Annotated in this window: 19 protein-coding genes; 6 read left to right on the top strand and 13 right to left on the bottom strand. The window is 40.2% G+C overall.

The window, feature by feature from the left end:
- Nucleotides 1-264: 264 nt before the first annotated feature.
- From mog to PTQ34_RS00410, 13 genes are all read right to left on the bottom strand, one after another.
- Nucleotides 265-810 (bottom strand): molybdopterin adenylyltransferase, encoded by a 546-nt coding sequence (gene mog / locus PTQ34_RS00470; protein WP_273931514.1) that lies wholly within the window; start codon nucleotides 808-810, stop codon nucleotides 265-267.
- Entirely contained in the window at nucleotides 797-2,464 is a 1,668-nt protein-coding gene (locus PTQ34_RS00465) for an AAA family ATPase (RefSeq protein WP_404814893.1), read from the bottom strand. The genes mog and PTQ34_RS00465 overlap by 14 nt, the downstream gene beginning before the upstream one ends.
- Nucleotides 2,421-3,683: a tRNA (N(6)-L-threonylcarbamoyladenosine(37)-C(2))-methylthiotransferase MtaB gene (mtaB, locus tag PTQ34_RS00460; protein WP_273931512.1), complete on the bottom strand. Its 1,263-nt coding sequence runs from the start codon at nucleotides 3,681-3,683 to the stop codon at nucleotides 2,421-2,423. Before mtaB ends, PTQ34_RS00465 begins: the two co-directional genes overlap by 44 nt.
- The gene (locus PTQ34_RS00455) at nucleotides 3,665-5,197 is read right to left on the bottom strand and encodes a mechanosensitive ion channel domain-containing protein (RefSeq protein WP_273931511.1); all 1,533 of its coding nucleotides are present in this window, start codon (nucleotides 5,195-5,197) and stop codon (nucleotides 3,665-3,667) included. The genes mtaB and PTQ34_RS00455 overlap by 19 nt, the downstream gene beginning before the upstream one ends.
- A gap of 89 nt (nucleotides 5,198-5,286) precedes the next feature.
- Nucleotides 5,287-6,315 carry a 3-dehydroquinate synthase gene (gene aroB, locus PTQ34_RS00450; protein ID WP_273931510.1) on the bottom strand — a complete coding sequence of 343 codons (1,029 nt, stop codon included), beginning with the start codon at nucleotides 6,313-6,315 and terminating at the stop codon, nucleotides 5,287-5,289.
- Between the two features lie 102 nt (nucleotides 6,316-6,417).
- Nucleotides 6,418-6,645, bottom strand: a complete 228-nt coding sequence (locus tag PTQ34_RS00445; RefSeq protein ID WP_273931509.1) for a hypothetical protein — start codon at nucleotides 6,643-6,645, stop codon at nucleotides 6,418-6,420.
- 113 nt (nucleotides 6,646-6,758) lie between these two features.
- Nucleotides 6,759-8,009 (bottom strand): RNA polymerase factor sigma-54, encoded by a 1,251-nt coding sequence (locus tag PTQ34_RS00440; protein ID WP_449727695.1) that lies wholly within the window; start codon nucleotides 8,007-8,009, stop codon nucleotides 6,759-6,761.
- A 21-nt stretch (nucleotides 8,010-8,030) separates the two neighbouring features.
- Nucleotides 8,031-8,756 carry an LPS export ABC transporter ATP-binding protein gene (lptB, locus tag PTQ34_RS00435; protein WP_273931508.1) on the bottom strand — a complete coding sequence of 242 codons (726 nt, stop codon included), beginning with the start codon at nucleotides 8,754-8,756 and terminating at the stop codon, nucleotides 8,031-8,033.
- Nucleotides 8,749-9,177, bottom strand: coding sequence for a tRNA (adenosine(37)-N6)-threonylcarbamoyltransferase complex ATPase subunit type 1 TsaE (tsaE, locus tag PTQ34_RS00430; protein WP_273931507.1), 429 nt, complete (start codon nucleotides 9,175-9,177; stop codon nucleotides 8,749-8,751). The genes lptB and tsaE overlap by 8 nt, the downstream gene beginning before the upstream one ends.
- Entirely contained in the window at nucleotides 9,161-9,406 is a 246-nt protein-coding gene (locus PTQ34_RS00425) for a S4 domain-containing protein (RefSeq protein ID WP_273930480.1), read from the bottom strand. The genes tsaE and PTQ34_RS00425 overlap by 17 nt, the downstream gene beginning before the upstream one ends.
- 96 nt (nucleotides 9,407-9,502) lie before the next feature.
- Nucleotides 9,503-9,805, bottom strand: coding sequence for an HU family DNA-binding protein (locus tag PTQ34_RS00420; RefSeq protein ID WP_273931505.1), 303 nt, complete (start codon nucleotides 9,803-9,805; stop codon nucleotides 9,503-9,505).
- A gap of 184 nt (nucleotides 9,806-9,989) precedes the next feature.
- Nucleotides 9,990-11,009, bottom strand: coding sequence for an undecaprenyldiphospho-muramoylpentapeptide beta-N-acetylglucosaminyltransferase (murG, locus tag PTQ34_RS00415; RefSeq protein WP_273931504.1), 1,020 nt, complete (start codon nucleotides 11,007-11,009; stop codon nucleotides 9,990-9,992).
- Nucleotides 11,006-12,193: an FtsW/RodA/SpoVE family cell cycle protein gene (locus tag PTQ34_RS00410; protein WP_273931502.1), complete on the bottom strand. Its 1,188-nt coding sequence runs from the start codon at nucleotides 12,191-12,193 to the stop codon at nucleotides 11,006-11,008. Before PTQ34_RS00410 ends, murG begins: the two co-directional genes overlap by 4 nt.
- Nucleotides 12,194-12,455: 262 nt before the next feature.
- Between PTQ34_RS00410 and PTQ34_RS00405 the strand changes: the two genes are divergently transcribed.
- From PTQ34_RS00405 to PTQ34_RS00385, 6 genes are all read left to right on the top strand, one after another.
- Complete coding sequence (locus PTQ34_RS00405) at nucleotides 12,456-13,862, top strand: aspartate ammonia-lyase (RefSeq protein WP_273931501.1); 1,407 nt, start codon at nucleotides 12,456-12,458, stop codon at nucleotides 13,860-13,862.
- Nucleotides 13,863-13,880: 18 nt separating this feature from the next.
- Complete coding sequence (locus PTQ34_RS08840; RefSeq protein WP_404814892.1) at nucleotides 13,881-13,988, top strand: pentapeptide repeat-containing protein; 108 nt, start codon at nucleotides 13,881-13,883, stop codon at nucleotides 13,986-13,988.
- Between the two features lie 40 nt (nucleotides 13,989-14,028).
- On the top strand, nucleotides 14,029-15,381 hold the full coding sequence (locus PTQ34_RS00400; RefSeq protein WP_273931499.1) for an anaerobic C4-dicarboxylate transporter: 1,353 nt from the start codon (nucleotides 14,029-14,031) through the stop codon (nucleotides 15,379-15,381).
- A gap of 168 nt (nucleotides 15,382-15,549) precedes the next feature.
- The gene (fumC, locus tag PTQ34_RS00395; protein ID WP_273931498.1) at nucleotides 15,550-16,965 is read left to right on the top strand and encodes a class II fumarate hydratase; all 1,416 of its coding nucleotides are present in this window, start codon (nucleotides 15,550-15,552) and stop codon (nucleotides 16,963-16,965) included.
- A gap of 181 nt (nucleotides 16,966-17,146) precedes the next feature.
- Nucleotides 17,147-17,527: a YkgJ family cysteine cluster protein gene (locus tag PTQ34_RS00390; RefSeq protein WP_273931496.1), complete on the top strand. Its 381-nt coding sequence runs from the start codon at nucleotides 17,147-17,149 to the stop codon at nucleotides 17,525-17,527.
- Between the two features lie 345 nt (nucleotides 17,528-17,872).
- On the top strand, nucleotides 17,873-19,588 hold the full coding sequence (locus PTQ34_RS00385; protein ID WP_273931495.1) for an ABC transporter ATP-binding protein: 1,716 nt from the start codon (nucleotides 17,873-17,875) through the stop codon (nucleotides 19,586-19,588).
- Nucleotides 19,589-19,592 lie beyond the last annotated feature (4 nt).

Below are 19,592 nucleotides of genomic sequence, written 5' to 3'. Positions count from 1 at the left end.
TGCTAAGGAATTTTAGAATTTCCTAAAATTCGTCATTGCGAGGGAGCAAAGCAGAGGGAGCAATCTCATTTATTAAACATTGAACGAGATTGCTTCGTCGTTCGTTTCACTCACTTCTCGCAATGACGGAATTTTAGACGGAATTTTGAACAAGATTGCTCCCTCTTTTTTTCAAAGCCTCGCAATGATGAAATTTCAGCAATGACGGAATTTTAGGGAATTTTAGAATTCCCTACTGTGTCATCACCCGACAACAATGCTTTTTTATTTTTTATTTTTTGGGCGAAATGCCTTTATGTAGTTTTCATCAGTTTCAATGTAAGCTGCACCTATTAGATCAAGGCAGTATGGAATAGCAGGAAAAATCGGCTCCAAGCACTCTTTTATCGCCTTTGGCTGACCGGGTAGATTTATGATAAGCGATGAGTCTAAAATACCAGCTGTCTGGCGAGATAAAATCGCTGTTGGCACATACTTTAAGCTAGTCATTCTCATAAGCTCGCCAAAGCCAGGAAGTTCTTTTTGACACACAGCTAGCGTTGCCTCAGGCGTGATATCACGCAGAGCTGGGCCTGTGCCGCCAGTGCTTAGCACTAGATCACAGCCATCATCACAAAAAGAGCGCAGAGCCTGGCAAATTAGCTCAAACTCATCAGGAATTACCTTATAATCACACTCAAAAGGCGTTTTTATCCACAGCTCTAAGCACTCTTTGATAGCCGCTCCGCTTTTGTCCTCATACACGCCAGCACTGGCTCTATCGCTAATTGTAAGAATTCCTATTTTTGCTTTTTTTTCAGTGTTGCTCATATTTTGCCTTTATGATATTTGCTACCTCAGCTCTGCTTATGCTCTCATTTTGAGCCAAAAACTCACTTATAGCCTCAAGCTGGGCTTGCATGTTAGAGATAAACTCTGCTACTTGTGCTTGCGCACTCTCTAAGATTTCTAGCACATCAGCCTCACTAGCAAGTAGATTTTTGCTCATCGCATACTCGCTAACTGCCTTATGTGCTAGCTCTCTTGCTAGAGCTACATCACTAGCGCAGTTGCTATATAGCTCATTTTGATAGATTTTCATCGCTTCTCTGCCTGCTAATAGCACTTTGATTTTTGCGATGATTTCGCTTTTGCTTTTTATTTCATGGTCGTAGTCTATAAAACGCTCTTCAAGCAGCGAAATTCTCTCAAACTCCACACCAAACCACTCAGCACTTAAAGCCTTAGCGGCTTTATATAGAGCTTGGAGCTGTTTTTCAGCCTCGTTTAGAGCGCCAATTTTGCGTTTTCCGTGAAGCACTTTGCTAAAAACAGCCTTAAAATCATCATCGCTAATAAGCACTCTTTTTTCTCTAATAGCATTTATCGCCGCTTCATTTACCAAAGTAGCTAGCCCAGCACCGCTAAATCCTGTAGTGTGCCTAGCAAGAGCGTCGATGTCTACTTCATGCTTTTTGCTAGCTAGGTATGATTTTAGTATGTCTTTGCGGTCGTTTAGATCAGGTAGAGCCAAAAACACACGCCTATCAAAACGCCCTGAGCGCAGCAGTGCTTCATCTATCATCTCAATCTTATTTGTAGCAGCAATTACTATTATGCCGCTGCTGTCATTAAAGCCGTCCATTTCGGTTAGCAGCTGATTTAGCGTGGCTTCTCTCTCATCATTTCGCCCACCGCCTCTAGCCTTGCCGACAGCGTCTATTTCATCAATGAAAATTATGCTTGGAGCAAAGCTTTTAGCCTTAGCAAATAGCTCTCGCACCCTTTTTGCGCCCATGCCTACATAGATTTGAACAAAGCTTGCGCCACTTTGATAAAAAAACGGCACCCCAGCCTCACCTGCTACGGCTTTTGCTACTAGCGTTTTGCCAACACCCGGTGGTCCTATCATCAGCACGCCACGAGGGAGTTTGACACCAAACTCCCTATATTTGCGTGGATGTTTTAGAAAATCAACTATTTCCATTAGCTCTGATTTTACTTCATCAATGCCAGCAACATCCTTAAATAGCACATTTGATATAGTTGGCGTAATAGCCTCGGCCCCAACTAACGAGCTTAGTTCTGCGCTTGTTTGATGAGTGGCTGGTTTTTTGCGCCTAGAATAAAGCGAGTAAAAAAACAGCCCCAGCACCAACCCTATAAACAAGGTTAACTCGGTGCTAAAACCACTTTTTACGCTAATTGCTACTCTTTTGCCAAGCTCACGCATATCAATGCTGTCTTTTAGTACATAATAGCGCGAGTGTCCCACGCTAAGTAGCACTCTATTTTCATCAAGCACAGCATCGCTAATTAGGTTTTGGCTTAGTAGTGTTTCGTATTCGCTGATTGTGATTTCTTTTGGTACTGCACGAATTGCCACAAAGATAATAAGCGCAAAAAGCAGAGCCAAAAGTCCAAAGAAAAGATATTTTTTATTAGCGGTTAATTTTTGCAAAATTGCTCTCAGGTCTGATTTCATAATCATCTATCTCCAACCATTGTTTAGTGATGTCTGTGTTTGACTCTATTGCTATTTTGTTATAAAACTGATCAAAGCCATGATATAGCCCATCCTTGCCCTTTTGTTCGCAAAAAACATCTAGCTTTTGCTTTTTTTTACGGAATTCTAGATTATGCTCGCTAGCGATTTGCTTTAGCGTGTTTAGACGCTCTTTTGCTAGCTTGGCATTTGGGATAGGCTCGCTCATATTAGCAGACCTTGTGCCATCACGCTTGCTATAAATAAAAGCGTGTAAATGAGTAATCGGCAGGGCTTTAAACGCCTCTAAGCCCTCAGTCCAAATCTGCTCACTCTCGCCAGGATGAGCTACGATAAAATCTGTGCCAAGAGCAAAGCCCATATCAGCAAGACTTAAAAAAAGCTCTTTGTCTTTATGCGCTTTATTTGCTCTGCGCATGATATTTAGCATAGCTTGGCTAGTGTGCTGTAAGGCTATGTGAAGGTGGCGTTCTAGCCAACTCTCGCCAAAGCACTCTTTAAAGCTATTATCAATTTGAGATGGTTCTATGCTACCAAGGCGGATGCGCTTTAAGCCATTTAGCGCACCTAGTTTTTGGAGTAAAAGCCCTAGGCTAGAGCCGCTGTCTTTACCGTAGCTGCCGATGTTTGTGCCAGTTAGCACAAGCTCTGTGTAGCCATTTGCGATTAGCTCTTTTGCTTGAGCGATGATAAATTCCTCGCTCATAGAACGGCTCTTGCCACGCACACTAGGGATAATGCAATACGAACAAGAAAAATCGCAACCTTCTTGAATTTTAACAAAGCCTTTTGAGTGCTTAGAAAAGCCGCTTATTACATGATTTTCTACAAAATCGCTGCTGCCATTTTCAAAAAATCTAGAATTCCTTGATATTAGCTCTTTAATCTCAGCTTTTTTAGCCGGCGAAAAGACGCCAAAGACTTTGCCAGCCTCCATCAGCTCCCTTCCCCTACTCTCAAAGCCACAGCCTGTAAAAAGCACTTTTTTACCCAAAGCACTCATGCGATTTGCGTAGTTTCTCACATCGCTATCAGCTCCGTTTGTGACAGTACAAGCATTGATTATGATAGTATCTGCGCTTGCTTCATCGCTGCTTAAAGAATTGTCTAAATGAGCTTTAATTAGCTCGCTATCAACTATATTTGTACGACAGCCAAAGGTTTTGACAAAGACCTTACTCATGAGTTTTGCTCCCATGCCTCATCGCTTGGCAAAGGTCCCTTATCTCTCCCTAGATAAAGGGTTTGGCGAGGATAGGCGATTTTGATATCATTTTCTTTGTTAAAGGCTTCTATTATATCTGCGCTGATATTTGAGCGCAGTGCTAGAGTAGCATAAGAGTTTGTTTTATACCACGCGCTAACGACGATTGCATGGGGTTCTAAGAAAGTATAAATGCGAGGTTCTACATTTGTATTTTTTATGCTGTATTGATCTCGCAACTTATTCATCTGTGTTTTTGCTACATCTGTAAAGCCCTTTGAGTAGTGGCGAACTATGCTTTTTACAATGTAAACAGCCTTTTTGTGATTGCTATCAAAGGTAATTGCTATATCTATGCCATCCCAGACTGTTTTCATACCGCTATGCGTGTAGTTTGCTATGGTAGCTGTGAATATATAGTTATTTGGGATAAAGATTATGCGACCTGACCTGCGGTTTTGCTTGTAGGTTGTAAGCGTGATATCCTCGTATAGCGTCATGCGAAGTAAGCTAATATCAATGATATCGCCTACTAAATCTCCATTTTCATAACGCACTTTTATGCGATCACCCACATGAAAGCTACCGCCAGCAAGAATAACACTCCATCCAAGCAAGCTCATAAACATATCTTTCATCGCAATTGCTAAACCAGCTGAGGCAAAACCTAAAATGGTAATTAGGTAATTTACATTTTCAATATAAGCAAAAAGCAAGATAAAGACTATAATAATAAAGCCAGTGATGTTTATAAATTTATTTATGGTATAGAACTTTTGATTATCTTTCATATAATGGTGAATGCTAAATTTTGCCACAATGCCGATTAGAAAAACTGAGAGAATGCTGCCTAAAATCACAAAGCTATGCTTGATTTGAGCGGTGATTTTAGCATTTATCTCAGCTATGCTTTCATCAATTTTTTTTGAAAATATAGAAAAAGTTGTATTTGCAGTGACACTAGCGATTTCAAACTCAGAAATCTGAGCTTCAAGCTCGGCTATTTGCGCCTCATCGCTTAAAAGATCTTTTTTCTCTTTTAGAGCCTTTGAGGCTATTTGTATTTCTTTTAGCAGATTTTCGTAGCTTTCTTTTGTTTGATTAAGGCTTTTTAGATACGAAAAACCGCCAAAAAGAGCAAGTGGATTTGTAATTTGCGGAGAGGCTTCTATATTTGGTGGGACCAAAAGCGTAACAAAGGGCGATTTAGCAAAGTCTTTTAGCGCATCAAGCTGAGCGCTTAGGCGTTTGATTTGATTTTCTAGTTCAAGGTCAGTAGTACCTTTGTTTGCTTGCTCCTTAGCTAGTGCTAGCTCGCGTTCTAGCTTAGTGTAGAGCATGTAGTTTGCGTATTCTCTAGCCCAGATATTGTTTGCTAGCTTTGCATCTATTTCTTTAATTTTTATTTTTTGATCACTCTCTGAGAGCTTTGGCGGTTCGGTTTGTGCTGCTGTTTCATTAGCCAAAAGAGCAAAAACAAAAATCGCTAACAAAAATAAAGCTCTCATCACTTCTCCTTTTTATAATTTTAAATCTAGAATTCCCTAGAGAATTCTAGATTTTAGCAAAACTAGAATTCCCTATGGAATTCTAGTTTCTAGTAAAACCTGCTAAGCACCTTGATTACGACATCTTTGCTTATATCGCCTTTGATGATATGCGAGCCAATTTTACCATTTGTTAAAATAAACTTTATATTTCCACCCATGCTTTTTTTATCGTGAAAAAAGGCTTCATAAAAGGCATTTGTATCTTTTATTTTATAGCTTGTTGGCAGGTTATATGCTTCTAGTGCGTTTTTGATTTTTTGTGCTTCATCTGCGCTTAAAAGCCCCAGTTCGCAAGCAAGAGTGTTTGCCATAACCATGCCAATCGCCACAGCCTCTCCATGTAAATGCGTGCTGTAACCCCCTTCGCACTCTATAACATGCGCAAAGGTATGGCCGTAGTTTAGCACTGCTCTAAGCCCTGCTTCTTTTTCATCTTGGCTTACCACATCAGCTTTTAGACTCACACATTTTGCGATTATTTCATCATAACTTAGGCTTTTTTTAGCAAGTTCATTAAAAAACCCTTCATCAAACATCACCGCCATTTTGATAGCCTCAGCCATGCCAGCTGCAATCTCTCTGCTATCAAGCGTGGCTAAAAAGCTAGTATCTATATAAACAGCACTTGGCTGATAAAAGCTGCCGATGAGATTTTTGCCGAATTTATTATTCACGCCAGTTTTACCACCCACGCTAGCATCCACAGCTGCTAGCAAAGTAGTAGGCACGCCCACATAGCCTATCCCACGCTCATAAATGCTCGCCGCAAAGCCAGCCATATCGCTAATAACGCCACCGCCAAAGCTAATTATCGTGCTTTTGCGGTCTAGCTTGCTTGTAAAGCACTGCTCTAAAATGCTCTCCACGCTAGAGAGATTTTTATACTCCTCGCCATCAGGGACGCTGATTGCGTAGACTTCTGGGGCTTTTATCTTGCTAAGCAGGGTTTTTAAGTGTAGTCCAGCTACTTTTGGGTTTGTTACCACAGCTACTTTGCCAGCGAAGTTTAGTTCACCCAAAGGACCGATAAACACGCTATAACTATAATTTCCTAGATCTAATTTTATCTCTTTCATATCCGCCTCTTTTATACGACTTTTGGCTCTTCGGACATTGATTTTAGTCCAAAAAACATCACGCAACCAAAAGCAATCAAAACACCAAAAAACAAAACAGTTTTAAGAATTAGCATTTTTTAATTCCTTTAAAAATTTATCAAAAAGATAAAGCAATGCACTCCACGCAACAGCTAAAAGCACCGCACCTAAAAGTGCTACCAAAAACTCAAAAATACCAAGCGTAGCAAAGTTAATGTAAATATATCCACAAACCGCAAAAAATGCGATTAAAACGGTATTTAACGCTGATTTTATAACATCTATCTTGTGATTTATTGCTTCTTTCATAACTAAAATTATAACACAAAATTTGCTAATATATTGTTATTTTATAAGGAATTCTAGATTCTAGCCTAGGAATTCTAGATTTTTATTCTTAATTGCTAGAAAAACTGGAATTCCTACCCACTAGCCATAGCATAGAGTTTTTTTCGTTCGCTTGAACCTGCAATATTTAAGGCTTTGCGGTATTTTGTGATAGTTCTTCGCACCAGTTCTATACCAAACTTTTCTTTAATAGCAAGCAAAATCGCCTCATCACTAAGCGGTTTTGCGTGATTTTCGCCCTTTACAAGCTCACGCACAAAGTCCTTTAGCGCAGCATTTGAGACCTCTTCATCGCCCACCTCACTAGCAAAAAAGCTCTTTAGTGGCTCAGTCCCCCTTGGGCTTTGTAAGTATTTGTTTGCTATCGCCCGTGAAATCGTGCTAGCAGAACGCCCAAGATCAGCGGCGATGTCTTTTAGCTTCATAGGCTTTATCGCTCCGCCAAAGAAATAATCATACTGATATTCTATTATCATAAGTCCTATTTTATACAGCGTGGCTTTGCGCAGCGAAAGCGCATCTATCAAATCTTTTGCTTCTTTTATATAAGCAGCCACAAAGTCCATTTTTTCATCTAAGCCCTGGGTATCAATGCAAATCTCAGGGTAAAAATCATCGCTTAAAGTTATGCTAATCTCACCGCCTTTAATGCTAACTACAAGATCAGGGGTAATAGGCGCAGCCTCAGCCATAAACTCCATCGCAGGCGGATTTTTTAGCCTTTTTATAAGCCCCATCGCCTCATCATAGCCCGTCTCATCAGTATACTCGCCAAGCTCCTCAAAGTGCGATATAAGCGTGCGAGCAAGGCTATAAGCCTCATACTCATCACAGCCCAAAATCTCATCAGCATCGCAGCCCACAACCCCACAAAGATCATCTAATTGCCAAAGTAAGCTTTCTTTATAATCCTTTGCGCCAACCCCCACAGGCTCTAGCTGAGAAAATTTCAGCCGCACACTCTCTATTTTCTCAGGGCTAAAAGCAGCCAAAATCTCATCATCCCACTCAAAATACCCCTCATCGCTAATACACTCTATAATAGCATTTGCGACCTTTTCTTCATCTTTGTTAAAAAGTGGCGCATTTACCTGCGCAAAAAGGCTCTCATAAAGGCTAGGCTTGTAAATCGCCGCATCGCTATAGTCACCTGGGCTATTAAAATCATCAGGCTTTTTTTGTTCCACACTAGCAAAGGGATTATCCACCAAAAGCTCGCTAATTCTCTGCCTTAGCTCATCGCTTGAGATTTGTAGTAGCGGCAGCCAGTTTCTTAGGGCTTGGTTTAGCTTAGTTTTGGTGGCTTGGGACTGGCGGAGCTTCATAATTACGCAGGAATTCTAGATTTAAAAAAGCTTAAAATCATTACCTAGATAATACTCACGCACCAAAGCATTGTGCGCTACTTGTTCGCTTGTGCCGCTAGCTAGTTCTTTGCCATCTTTTATGACATAGGCCCTTTCACAGCTATCTAGCATCTCACGCACGCTGTGATCTGTGATAAGCACGCCAATGCCCAGCTTTTTTAGCTTTTTGATAATACTTTTTATATCACTTACCGCAATAGGATCAACTCCAGCAAAAGGCTCATCAAGTAGCAAAAACTTTGGATGCATCACAAGCGAACGAGCTATCTCGCAGCGCCTACGCTCTCCACCACTTAGGCTAAGCCCTTTGCGAGAGCGAATTGGCTCGATGTTTAAAAGCTCCAAAGCCTCTTCAACCTTAGCATTTATCTGCTTTTTATCGCTGTATAAAATCTCAGCTGCTAGGCGGATATTTTCTTCAACGCTAAGGTCTTTAAAAACACTACTTTCTTGTGGCAAATATCCTATGCCAAGATGAGCTCTTTTGTGAAGTGGTTCTTTTGAAATGTCTTTGCCGTCTAAGAAAATCTGTCCCTTTGTAGGTGCTATAAGCCCACAAATCATATAAAAAGTAGTGGTTTTACCAGCACCATTTGGCCCTAGCAAGCCCACAACTTCGCCACTTTTTATTTCAAGGGAGATTTTATTTATGATTTTGGTTTTTTTGATGACTTTTTCTAAGTCTTTTACTTCTAGTTTATGCAAAGCTCACCTCGTATTTTCTGCTATTTTCTAAAGCAGAGATTTTTATTATACATAGTGGAATTTTGTATTTTTTAAGAGCATTTTCAAGCCTCTCATCGCCCCACTCTGCGATGTGAAGCCCCTCTTCAAAAAAGTTTTCAAACAGCCCATTTTGGCAAATGCTATCAAAATCACTGCGGTAAAGGTCGTAGTGAAAGACCCCGCCATACTCATGCATCAAAGAAAATGTAGGCGAACTAACAGCAGTTTTATCCACACCACAAGCAGCGCAAAGTGCTTTTGTAAGCGTAGTTTTGCCAGCAGCTAAATCTCCACGAAGTATCACAACTCCGCTTCTAAAATTCCGTAGCAAATCAAGCGCAAAGCCATCAAGCTCATCAAGCCCAAGCTCGTAGCTAGCGGTATTAGAGCTCTTTAACATACTTGCCCTGATCGCTTTTTGGCACGCTTTTTAGGGTTGGAAACTCCAAAACCTTATATCGCACCTGGCGGGTTAAAAACTTTATTGTGATTTCATCGCCGATTTTTAGCTCTTTTGCTGGCTTTGCTACTACGCCATTTACGCTTACGACGCCACTTTTGCACATATCTTCTGAAATAGCTCTGCGTTTTGTAATATTTACTATATTTAAAAACTTATCTACTCTCATAGACTTATTTTAACTAATTTTGGCTTAAAAATAAAGGGAATTCTAGAATTTTAAATAAAAAAGCCCCACCGAAGCGAGGCTAAAATAAAAGAAAAATTATTTTTTCTTTTTAGAAGCTTTTGAAGGACCTGCGATTAGGTCTTTGAAATTTTTACCAACTTTGAATTTTACAGCTTTTTTAGCTGGAACTTTTACTTCCTCGCCAGTTCTTGGAACGCGCGCAGTGCGTGCTGCTCTCTCAGTTACGCTAAAAGTACCAAAGCCAACGAAAGTTACACTATCACCTTTTTGTAGTGTTTCTTGGATACTAGCGATAATCGCATCTAGTGCTTTTTCGCTATCTTTTTTTGTTAACTCCGCTTTTGAAGCAACAAGGCTCACAAACTCTGACTTAGTCATTGTTTATCCTTTCAAAATAAAATGTAGCGCAATTTTACATAATTTTTTAAGAAAAATCAATAGAAATTGTAGAAAATTTCAATGTTTTAGCAAAAATTTTACGAATTTTTAATGGTTTTAAAGCATTTTTTGCTAGAAAATCTAGAATTCCTAAGCTCAAATCTAGAATTCCTAGCTAGGAATTCTAGATTTTTATATTTTTTAGCACTTCATCTACGATTTTTTGGCTACCACCGCTATTTATTTTTTCTTTTAATGACGCACTAATGCTAGCTAAGTCCATATTATCAATAAACTCAAGCACCGCACTAGGCACAAGGCTTTCTTGTCTAAAAAGCCCAGCCAGTCCCAAATCAGCCAAAAACTTCGCATTATAATACTGATGATCCCCAGCTGCATATGGATATGGTATAAACACGCTAGGCAAAGCATTTGCGCATAGCTCCCACAGGCTTGATGCCCCTGCGCGACTGACGCAAACATCAGCCCTACTCATAAGCTCTGGCAAATGCTCACTAAAATCATATATCCCAGCCTTTATGCCTAGCTCATCATACTTGGCTCGCACGCTTTCATATTCTTTGGTCCCGCATTGATGGATGATTTTTACGCCACGCTGATTTAAAATAGGTGCTAAAGCAATGGCTAGCGCATTTATCGCACTTGCTCCTTGAGACCCACCCAAAAACAGCACGCACTCGCACTTAGAGCGAATTCTAGCTAACGCAAAAAACTCCTGCCTAACCGGATAATCAAAAGGTTCATTTTTATCATACGAGCAAAAAAACTTCTTTGCTAGTGGCTTTAAAAGCGCATTTAGGCTTCCAGTATGAGCGTTTTGCTCGTGGATAAAAAGTGGCTTAAAGCTAGCAATAGCTGCAAATGCTGCTGGCGCTGCGCTGTATCCGCCCACGCTAATTACTGCTTTTATTTTGTGTTTTTTAAATATGCCAAAACAAGCAAAGCTAAGCTTTATTATATTTAATAATGAAAAAAGCCTTTTAAACCCGCTTTTGTTTGCCACGCCACTACTAGCTAAAAAATACTTTTGCTCAAAAATATCGCTATTTTCAAACCACATTTTATCCTGCCCTTGCTGCGAGCCTACAAAAATCACGCAAACACCACGCCTTTTTAGCTCTGCGCCAAGTGCTCTAGCAATAGCTAAATGTCCGCCAGTCCCACCACCACAAATACAAATCACGATAAATCCACCTTTTTACTCACCATTAGCACCATACCAACTGCGATGGACAGAGCCAGAACTGAACTACCACCATAGCTTAAAAACGGCACAGCTATACCTTTTATAGGGATTAGCGAGGTAATACCATAAGCATTCATCAAAAACGCCACCGTGATAATCACCGCAATACCTAGGCTAAAGAGATGATAAACATTGTTATTAAACGACCTTGAACTAATTTTTAAAATCCTAAAAATAATAAAAAGCAAAATCGCACTAACCCCAATAAGCCCTATAAATCCGATCTCCTCAGCGATTCCAGCTAACACAAAGTCAGTATGAACCTCGCTTAAAAAACCAAGCTTAAATGTCCCACCGCCAAGCCCAGTGCCAAAAAAACCGCCGTGATAAATCGCATTTAGCGAGTGCGTGATTTGATAAGGCTCTTCTGCACCTGTTATGTAGAGCTGCTGCGCCCACTCACTAGGCAGCATTTTTAAAATAGCATCTTGGTTTGTTACCCACCAGCTCTGAAAACGCCTGATACGGTGCGGCTGCGTGATGATAGCAGCGATTAGCAGTAGCACTCCCACTCCACTTAAAATCGCAAAAAAGCGCTTTGAGGTGCCAGCAAAGGTGCCAAGCACCATAAGCGTTACAGCTAGCACTACAACTTGCCCTAGATCTTTTTGTAGCACAAGTATAAAAAATGTAGCCACCGCAAGCACCAAAAAATATGGTAGCAAAAGCCAAAACTCTTCTTTTAATTTCTTTTTATCACGGCTAATTTTTCGATTAAAGCTCCACGCTAGGAAAAATACAAAGCCAACCTTAAAAAACTCCACCGGTGAAAGCGATAGCGGCCCAAGCCGTATCCAGCGCTTGGCACCACCAGTTAGCGGCACGAGCGAAGCAGGTAGTAGCTGCATAACCATAATAAGCAAAAACGAGCCAAAAAACAAGCAAAAGCCAATAACTTCAAAGGTAGTAAGCCTGCCAACAATAACCCTATCAGGGTCAAGCTGCGAAAGCGACCACATAATAAGTATGCCAACTAGCCCCACGCCAAGCTGACGAATAAAAAAATGATAAGGACTAAAATCAAAATAAAGCACCGTAAAAACCGGCAAAGATAGCGCAAACACAATGCCTACAGCAATAATAAACGAAGTAAGATAAAAAAGCGGTTTATCAGTACACATTTTGCTCTCAAATTTTTACGATTTTAAAGCTGTGAGTTTAGCACGATTTGCGTTAAAAAAACTTAAAGAGCTATAAATTTTATCTTTATCTAGAATTCTTTAGTATTTTTGTGCTACATTTTTAATATTAAATTGTTAATTTTATAAGAATTAGTAAAATTTTCATTTAAACTCATTAGAATTTCTTAATTAACGCTTATTTTTAAGAATAAAAATAGCTAAATGTGTTATAATTTCACTGAATTTTCACAAAGGAGTTACAATGGCAACTAGAAAAGAACACGACTTCATCGGTGAATTAGAGATCGATGATAGCAAGTATTATGGCGTACAAAGCTTTCGTGCGCTAGAAAACTTCAAAATGACTGGTCGCACTTTTGGCGATTATCCATTTTTTGTAAAAGCATTTGCTCAAATCAAAAAAGCAGCAGCTATGGCAAATGCTGAACTAGGCGTGCTAGATAAGACTAAGGCTGATTATCTATGTAAAGCAGCTGATAGAATTATCGCTGGCGAGTTTAGCGATCAGTTTGTAGTAGATATGGTCCAAGGCGGCGCAGGCACTAGCACAAACATGAATATGAACGAAGTGCTAACAAATGTCGCCCTTGAGATGATGGGTAAGAAAAAAGGTGAGTATGGCCCAGATACCCTTCATCCAAACGACCACACAAACCTAGCACAAAGCACAAACGACACTTATCCAAGCTCTATTAAAGTAGCTACTTATGCTAAACTTTGCGACCTTCAAGCTGAGCTTGAGAAGCTGGAAGCTGAGCTAAATAAAAAAGGGCAAGAGTGGAAAGATATAATCAAAATGGGACGCACAGAGCTAGAAGATGCTGTTCCAACCACACTTGGCAATACCTTTAAAGCCTTTGGTCACTATATCAAAAATAGCCTAAAACAACTTGAACTTGCAAAAGAGCCTATGACTCACCTAAACATGGGTGCAACAGCCATCGGCACTGGTATCAACTGCCACCCAGACTACAAAGACTGCGTAGAAAAGCACCTTAGTGCTATCACAGGCATAAAGTTTATCCCTTCAACAAACTTCATCGCTGCTACTCAAGATACAGCTGATTTTGTATTTGTTAGCGGTGTGTTAAAGTCTTTGGCAGTTCGCCTAAGCAAAATCGCAAACGACATCCGTCTAATGAACTCAGGCCCAAGAACTGGTCTAAGCGAAATAGAACTTCCAAAAATGCAACCAGGTAGCTCAATCATGCCAGGTAAAGTAAATCCAGTAATCTGCGAAGTAACAGGCGTAGCGTGCTATGAGGTATTTGGCAATGATACAACTATCACTCACTGCTCAGAAAGAGCTGAGTTTGAGCTAAATGCTTTTGAGCCAGGTATTGCTTATGCGATATTTAACTCTATCGTTATCCTAGAAAACGCAGCTAGAACACTAAGAGAGCGTGCTATCGTAGGACTTAAAGCAAACCCTGAGGCTTGCTTAAACCATGTGCTAAACTCAGTTGGCATCGTAACTGCGCTAAACCCAGCCATCGGCTACGAAAAATCAGCTAGCATAGCAAAAGAAGCACTTGAGACTGGCAAACGCGTAGGCGATATCTGCTTTGAGCGTGGATATCTAAGCCGCGAGGAGATAGATAAACTTCTTGATCCTAAAAACATGCTAGATCCAAGAATGACAAAATAAACTTGCTTACTAGCTGGAATTCTAGGGAATTCTAGATTTAGGAATTCTAGATTTAGGAATTCTAGATTTAGGAATTCTAGATTTAGGAATTCTAGATTTAGGAATTCTAGATTTAGGGAATTCTAGAATTCCCTAAAAGTATAAAACCAAAAAGAAAGGAGTTAAGATGGACATTATGTTAATCTTGCAGATTATCGTGCTTCTTGGTGCGATTTTCATCGGTATTCGCCTTGGCGGCATCGGCATCGGTTATGCTGGTGGTCTAGGCGTTATAGTGCTTGGCCTTGTGCTTGGTATGAATGTAGATACAAAGATGATTCCTTGGGATGTCGTTGTTATCATTATGGCGGTTATTTCATGCATTTCTGCTATGCAGCTTGCTGGCGGACTTGATTATTTGGTTCAAATCGCAGAGAGAATCCTGCGCTCAAATCCAAAATACATCAACTACCTAGCCCCAACTGTAACTTATCTACTTACTATCCTAGCAGGTACTGGACATACAGCATTTTCTATGATCCCAGTTATCGTAGAGGTGGCAAAAGAACAAGGTATCAAACCAAGCTCGCCACTATCAATCGCAGTTGTAGCTAGCCAAATCGCAATTACTGCTAGCCCAGTTTCAGCTGCTGTTGTGTATATGACAGGTGCTTTAGAGCCGTTTGGCTGGAGCTATCCAGTGCTACTTGCTATTTGGATTCCAACTACATTTATTGGTTGTATGATCACAGCATTTATCATGACTTTGGTTAGCAATCTTGATCTAAACAGCGATCCAGTTTACAAAGAGCGCCTAGCAGCTGGTCTAGTCTCAGCTCCAAAAGGTGCACAAAATATGGAAGTTACAAAAAGTGCTAAACTTTCTGTTTTACTTTTCATCATCGGCGTTATTGTGGTTGTTCTTTATGCTACTGCGATTTCAAAAATCGGTGGCAAACCAGTGCTAATTGAAAATGTAAAAGTAAACCGCGACTCAGCTATCGTTGGTATCATGCTAACAGTGGCTGCGCTTATCGTAATACTATGCAAAATCAAAGCTAGCAAAATTCCTGAGACTAGCGTATTTAGAAGCGGTATGACTGCTGCTGTGTGTGTAATCGGTGTTGCTTGGCTAGGAACTGTATTTGTAAGTGGCCACACTGATCAGATCAAAGCTCTAAGCGAAGAGTGGGTAAAAGCGATCCCTGCTCTACTTGCGGTAGTTTATTTCTTTGCAGCGATGCTGCTATATAGCCAAGCTGCAACTGCAAAAGCCATCACTCCGGTTGTTATCGTAGCACTTGGCATCACAGCTAGTGACACAAGCAATGTTTATATGATCGTAGCTAGCTTTGCGGCTGTTTCTGCGCTATTTGTATTGCCTACTTACCCAACTCTACTTGGTGCTGTTCAAATGGACGATACTGGCACAACAAGAATCGGTAAGTATGTTTTTAACCACGCTTTCTTCATCCCAGGCGTGCTAGCAATCGCATTTAGCGTTGCTCTAGGCTTTTTAGCTACTGCTATTTTTGGCTAAGATTTAGCCTTTTTCTAGGAATTCTAGAATTCATCTAGAATTCCTACCTAGGAATTCTAGATTTTTCAAAACTTTTTTAATCTTTACAAAAATTTCTATAAAATCACTCAAATATTTAGATATTTTTTATATAATTATCGCATTTAAATCTTACAAAAAGGAGCAAAGATGGATTATCGCATAGAAAAAGACACTATGGGTGAGATCAAAGTCCCAAACGATAAGTATTGGGGAGCACAAACTGAGCGTAGTTTTGAAAACTTCAAAATCGGTATTGAAAAAATGCCTAGCGAAATAATAAACGCCTTTGCCGAGCTTAAAAAAGCTTGCGCTATTGTAAACAATGAGCTTGGCAGAATGGATAAAGCACGCACTGATGCAATTGCCAAGGCTTGCGATGAGATTTTAGAGGGCAAACTAGATGGAAACTTTCCGCTAGTCGTGTGGCAAACAGGCTCAGGCACACAAAGCAATATGAATATGAACGAAGTCATCTCAAATCGCGCTATGGAGATAATGGGAGCAGATTTTAGAGCTAAGCCAGCAACTGACGCGCCAAACTTCGTTCACCCAAACGACCATGTAAACAAAGGTCAAAGCTCAAATGACACTTATCCAACAGCGCTTCGCATTGCGCTTGTTTTGGAGCTTCAAAAGCAAATCCTACCAGCTATTGAGCGACTTGAAAAAACCCTGGATAAAAAAACGGCTGAGTTTGCTAAAATCGTAAAAATCGGCCGCACTCACCTTCAAGACGCTACTCCGCTAACTTTGGGTCAAGAGTTTAGCGGCTATGCGCACATGCTAAAAGCTAGCAAAGCTCAAATCATCGCTAGCATACCGTTTTTAACCGAGCTTGCAATAGGCGGCACAGCAGTTGGCACAGGACTAAATAGCCACCCAAAATTCTCTGAGCTAGTAAGCGCTCAACTAAACAAACAAACCAGCACAAAATACGCCTTTGTTTCACACCCAAATAAATTCCATGGCCTAACAAGCCACGATGCAGAGGTATTTTTAAGCGGTGCGCTAAACGGACTTGCTGCTAATATGATGAAAATCGCAAATGATATAAGATGGCTAGCTAGCGGACCTCGCTCTGGTATCGGCGAGATCAACATTCCAGAAAACGAGCCAGGCAGCTCAATCATGCCAGGCAAGGTAAATCCTACTCAGTGCGAAGCTGTAACAATGGTAGCGGTTCAAGTAGCTGGAAATCACGCAAGCGTAGCGTTTGGCGCAAGCCAAGGTAACTTTGAGCTAAATGTGTTTAAGCCAGTGATCGCCTATAATCTACTTCAAGCAATCAAACTGCTAAGCGATAGCATAATCAGCTTTGATGAGCACTGCGCAAGTGGAATTAGCGCAAATGAAGAGAAAATCTCAAAACTAATGAAAGAAAGCCTGATGCTTGTAACTGCGCTAAATCCACACATCGGCTACGCAAAAGCAGCGCAAATTGCTAAAACTGCGCACCATAACGGCACTACTTTGCGCGAAGAGGCTATAAACTCGGGCTTTTTAACAGCCGAAGAGTTTGATGCTTGGGTTATCCCAGAAAACATGATAGCACCACACGAATAATTGGCTAAGCGAGTTAAAAATTCGTCTTGCACGCTTATTGCGCTTGTGGCGGCTCTTCGCAGGTTATTTACCTAGCGTGCGAACCGCCACAAGCACACAAAACGCACAATTCTATAATTTTTAACTCGCTTAAATAATTAAAATTGCTTTTAATGAATTCTAGAATTTGCTAAACCCTAAAATGATTAGACAAGAAAACTTTAATTTTATCTTTGATGAGAGTGCTTGCGGTGGCTGTGGTGGGGCGTGCTGCACAGGAGAAAGCGGCTTTATATGGATAAACGAAGCCGAGATCACAGCCCTAGCAAGCCTATTAAATATCAGCAAGGATGAGCTAAAAGAGCGATATTTATACCGCCTTGATGGTCGCTACTCTATAGCAGAAAAGCCTTATAATGACGGTGCTGCTTGTGTATTTTTTAATGAAATTAACAAAAATTGTAGCATCTATGCTGCTAGACCACAGCAGTGCAAAAGCTTTCCATTTTGGGATAGATATAAGGGCTTGGATGCTGATTTAAACGAGCTTTGCGCCGAGTGCAAGGGTGTAAAGAAACTCTAGAATTCCCTAGAATTCACTAAGGAATTTTAGAATTCCTTAAACTAGAATTCCTTAAATAAACTAGAATTCCCTAAAAATCTAGAATTCCATAATCTAAAATTCCCTAAACTAGAATTCCTAAAAAATACCCCCTAACCCCCAAAAACTCTAGAAATTCTAAAATTCCCTAAAAAAACCAGAATTCCCAAAGAGAATTCCTTAAACTTGAATTCATCAAACTAGAATTCCCTAAGGAATTTTAGAATTCCTTAAAAATTCTAGAATTCCCTAAAAAATCTAGAATTCCTACTAAAATCCCTTGAAATTCTGCTAAAATTTAGCTTACAAAAAAATCTAGGTTAAATTATGAATAGCATAAAAATAATTTTTAGCCGTTTTAAAGGCTATTTAAAAGACTATATTCCGCAGTTTTGTATAGCTGTGCTTGGTATGATAATGGCAGCTATTGGCACAGCAGGCAGTGCGTATCTTATAAAAGATGTGCTTGATGAGATTTTTATAAGCAAAAATGAAAATCTGCTTTATATCCTGCCTTATATCGTGGTGGCGGTGTTTTTTCTAAAAGCACTTGGCACTTATTTACAACAGTATTTTACTGCTTATATCGGGCATGATATGGTGCGGCGTTTTCGCTTTATGCTACTTGAAAACCTGCTGCGCTTAGATCTTAGCTTTTTTAACCGCCTTAGAACTGGCGAGCTAATCAGCCGAAATACAAACGATATAGATAGAATTCGCAATGTAGTCTCAAGTATGATTCCTGATTTTGCAAGAGAGGTAATTACTGCTATTTGCTTGCTAGCAGTGGTGATTTATCAAAGTCCCAAGCTAGCGTTTTTTGCGCTTGTGATCTTTCCAGCTGCGATTTATCCGCTCTCGCTTTTAGCTAAAAAAATCAAAAAATACTCTCACCAAAGCCAAGCCAAAATCGGCGATATGACCTCAGCTTTGTCTGAAATCTTTACAAATATAGAAATAATCAAAGCAAATAATGCCGCAAACAAAGAACTAGAGCGTTTTAAAAGCCATAATGAACGCTTTTTTCATCTAAATATAAAAGCTGAGCGAACCAGCACCTTAGTAAATCCGCTAATGGAGATGCTAGGTGCTGTGGGCATCGCGGTAGTGATTATAATCGGCGGTTCAGAGGTAATCTCTGGTGCGCTTAGCGTTGGTGGATTTTTTAGCTTTACAACAGCGCTTTTTATGCTTTATACGCCTATTAAGCGCATAAGCTATCTATATAACAAAATGCAAGACGCCATCGCTGCTACTGAACGGACTTTTGAGCTGCTTAATCAAAGCCCTAGCATAATCGGCGGAAATCTAGAATTCCCTAAAAATCTGCTTAGCATAAGCTTTAATGATGTGCGCTTTGGCTATGATGAAAACGAGATTTTAAAAGGCGTGAGCTTTAAGGCTAATAGCGATGAAATCATCGGTATAGTAGGCACAAGCGGTGGTGGCAAAACCACTATAATAAATCTGCTAATGCGCTTTTATGACGCAAATAACGGACAAATCCTAATAAATCAAAGCGAAATCAGTGACTTTGAACTACAATCTTTGCGCCAAAATATCGGTATAGTAACCCAGCGCATATATATTTTCAATGACACTATCGCTGCAAATGTAGCTTATGGCGCAAAAGAAATTGATGAAAATAGAGTAATAAACGCTCTAAAAGTAGCAAATGCTTGGGACTTTGTAGAGAATATGGAAGGTGGAGTGTACGCTATGCTAGATGAGTTTGGAGCTAATCTCAGCGGTGGACAGCGCCAGCGCATAGCAATAGCAAGGGCGTTGTACAACGAACCTAGAATTCTCATCTTTGATGAGGCTACAAGTGCTTTGGATAATGAAAGCGAGCGCATCATCACAGATGTCATAGAGCGTATTCGCTCAGGCCGCATAATCTTTGTTATCGCTCACCGCCAAAGCAGTATCAAAAACGCTACTAAAATTCTAGTGCTAGATGGCGGCAAAGTAGTAGGCTTTGATAGCAAAGAAGCCCTACTTCAAAACTGCGATGCCTTTAAAAAACTAAGCCATATAGAATAAGGAG

It is taken from the genome of Campylobacter magnus (assembly GCF_028649595.1).
Lineage (GTDB): Bacteria > Campylobacterota > Campylobacteria > Campylobacterales > Campylobacteraceae > Campylobacter > Campylobacter magnus.
Note: the sequence above shows the minus strand (reverse complement) of the source record. Positions and strands in the feature narration are given on the sequence as shown.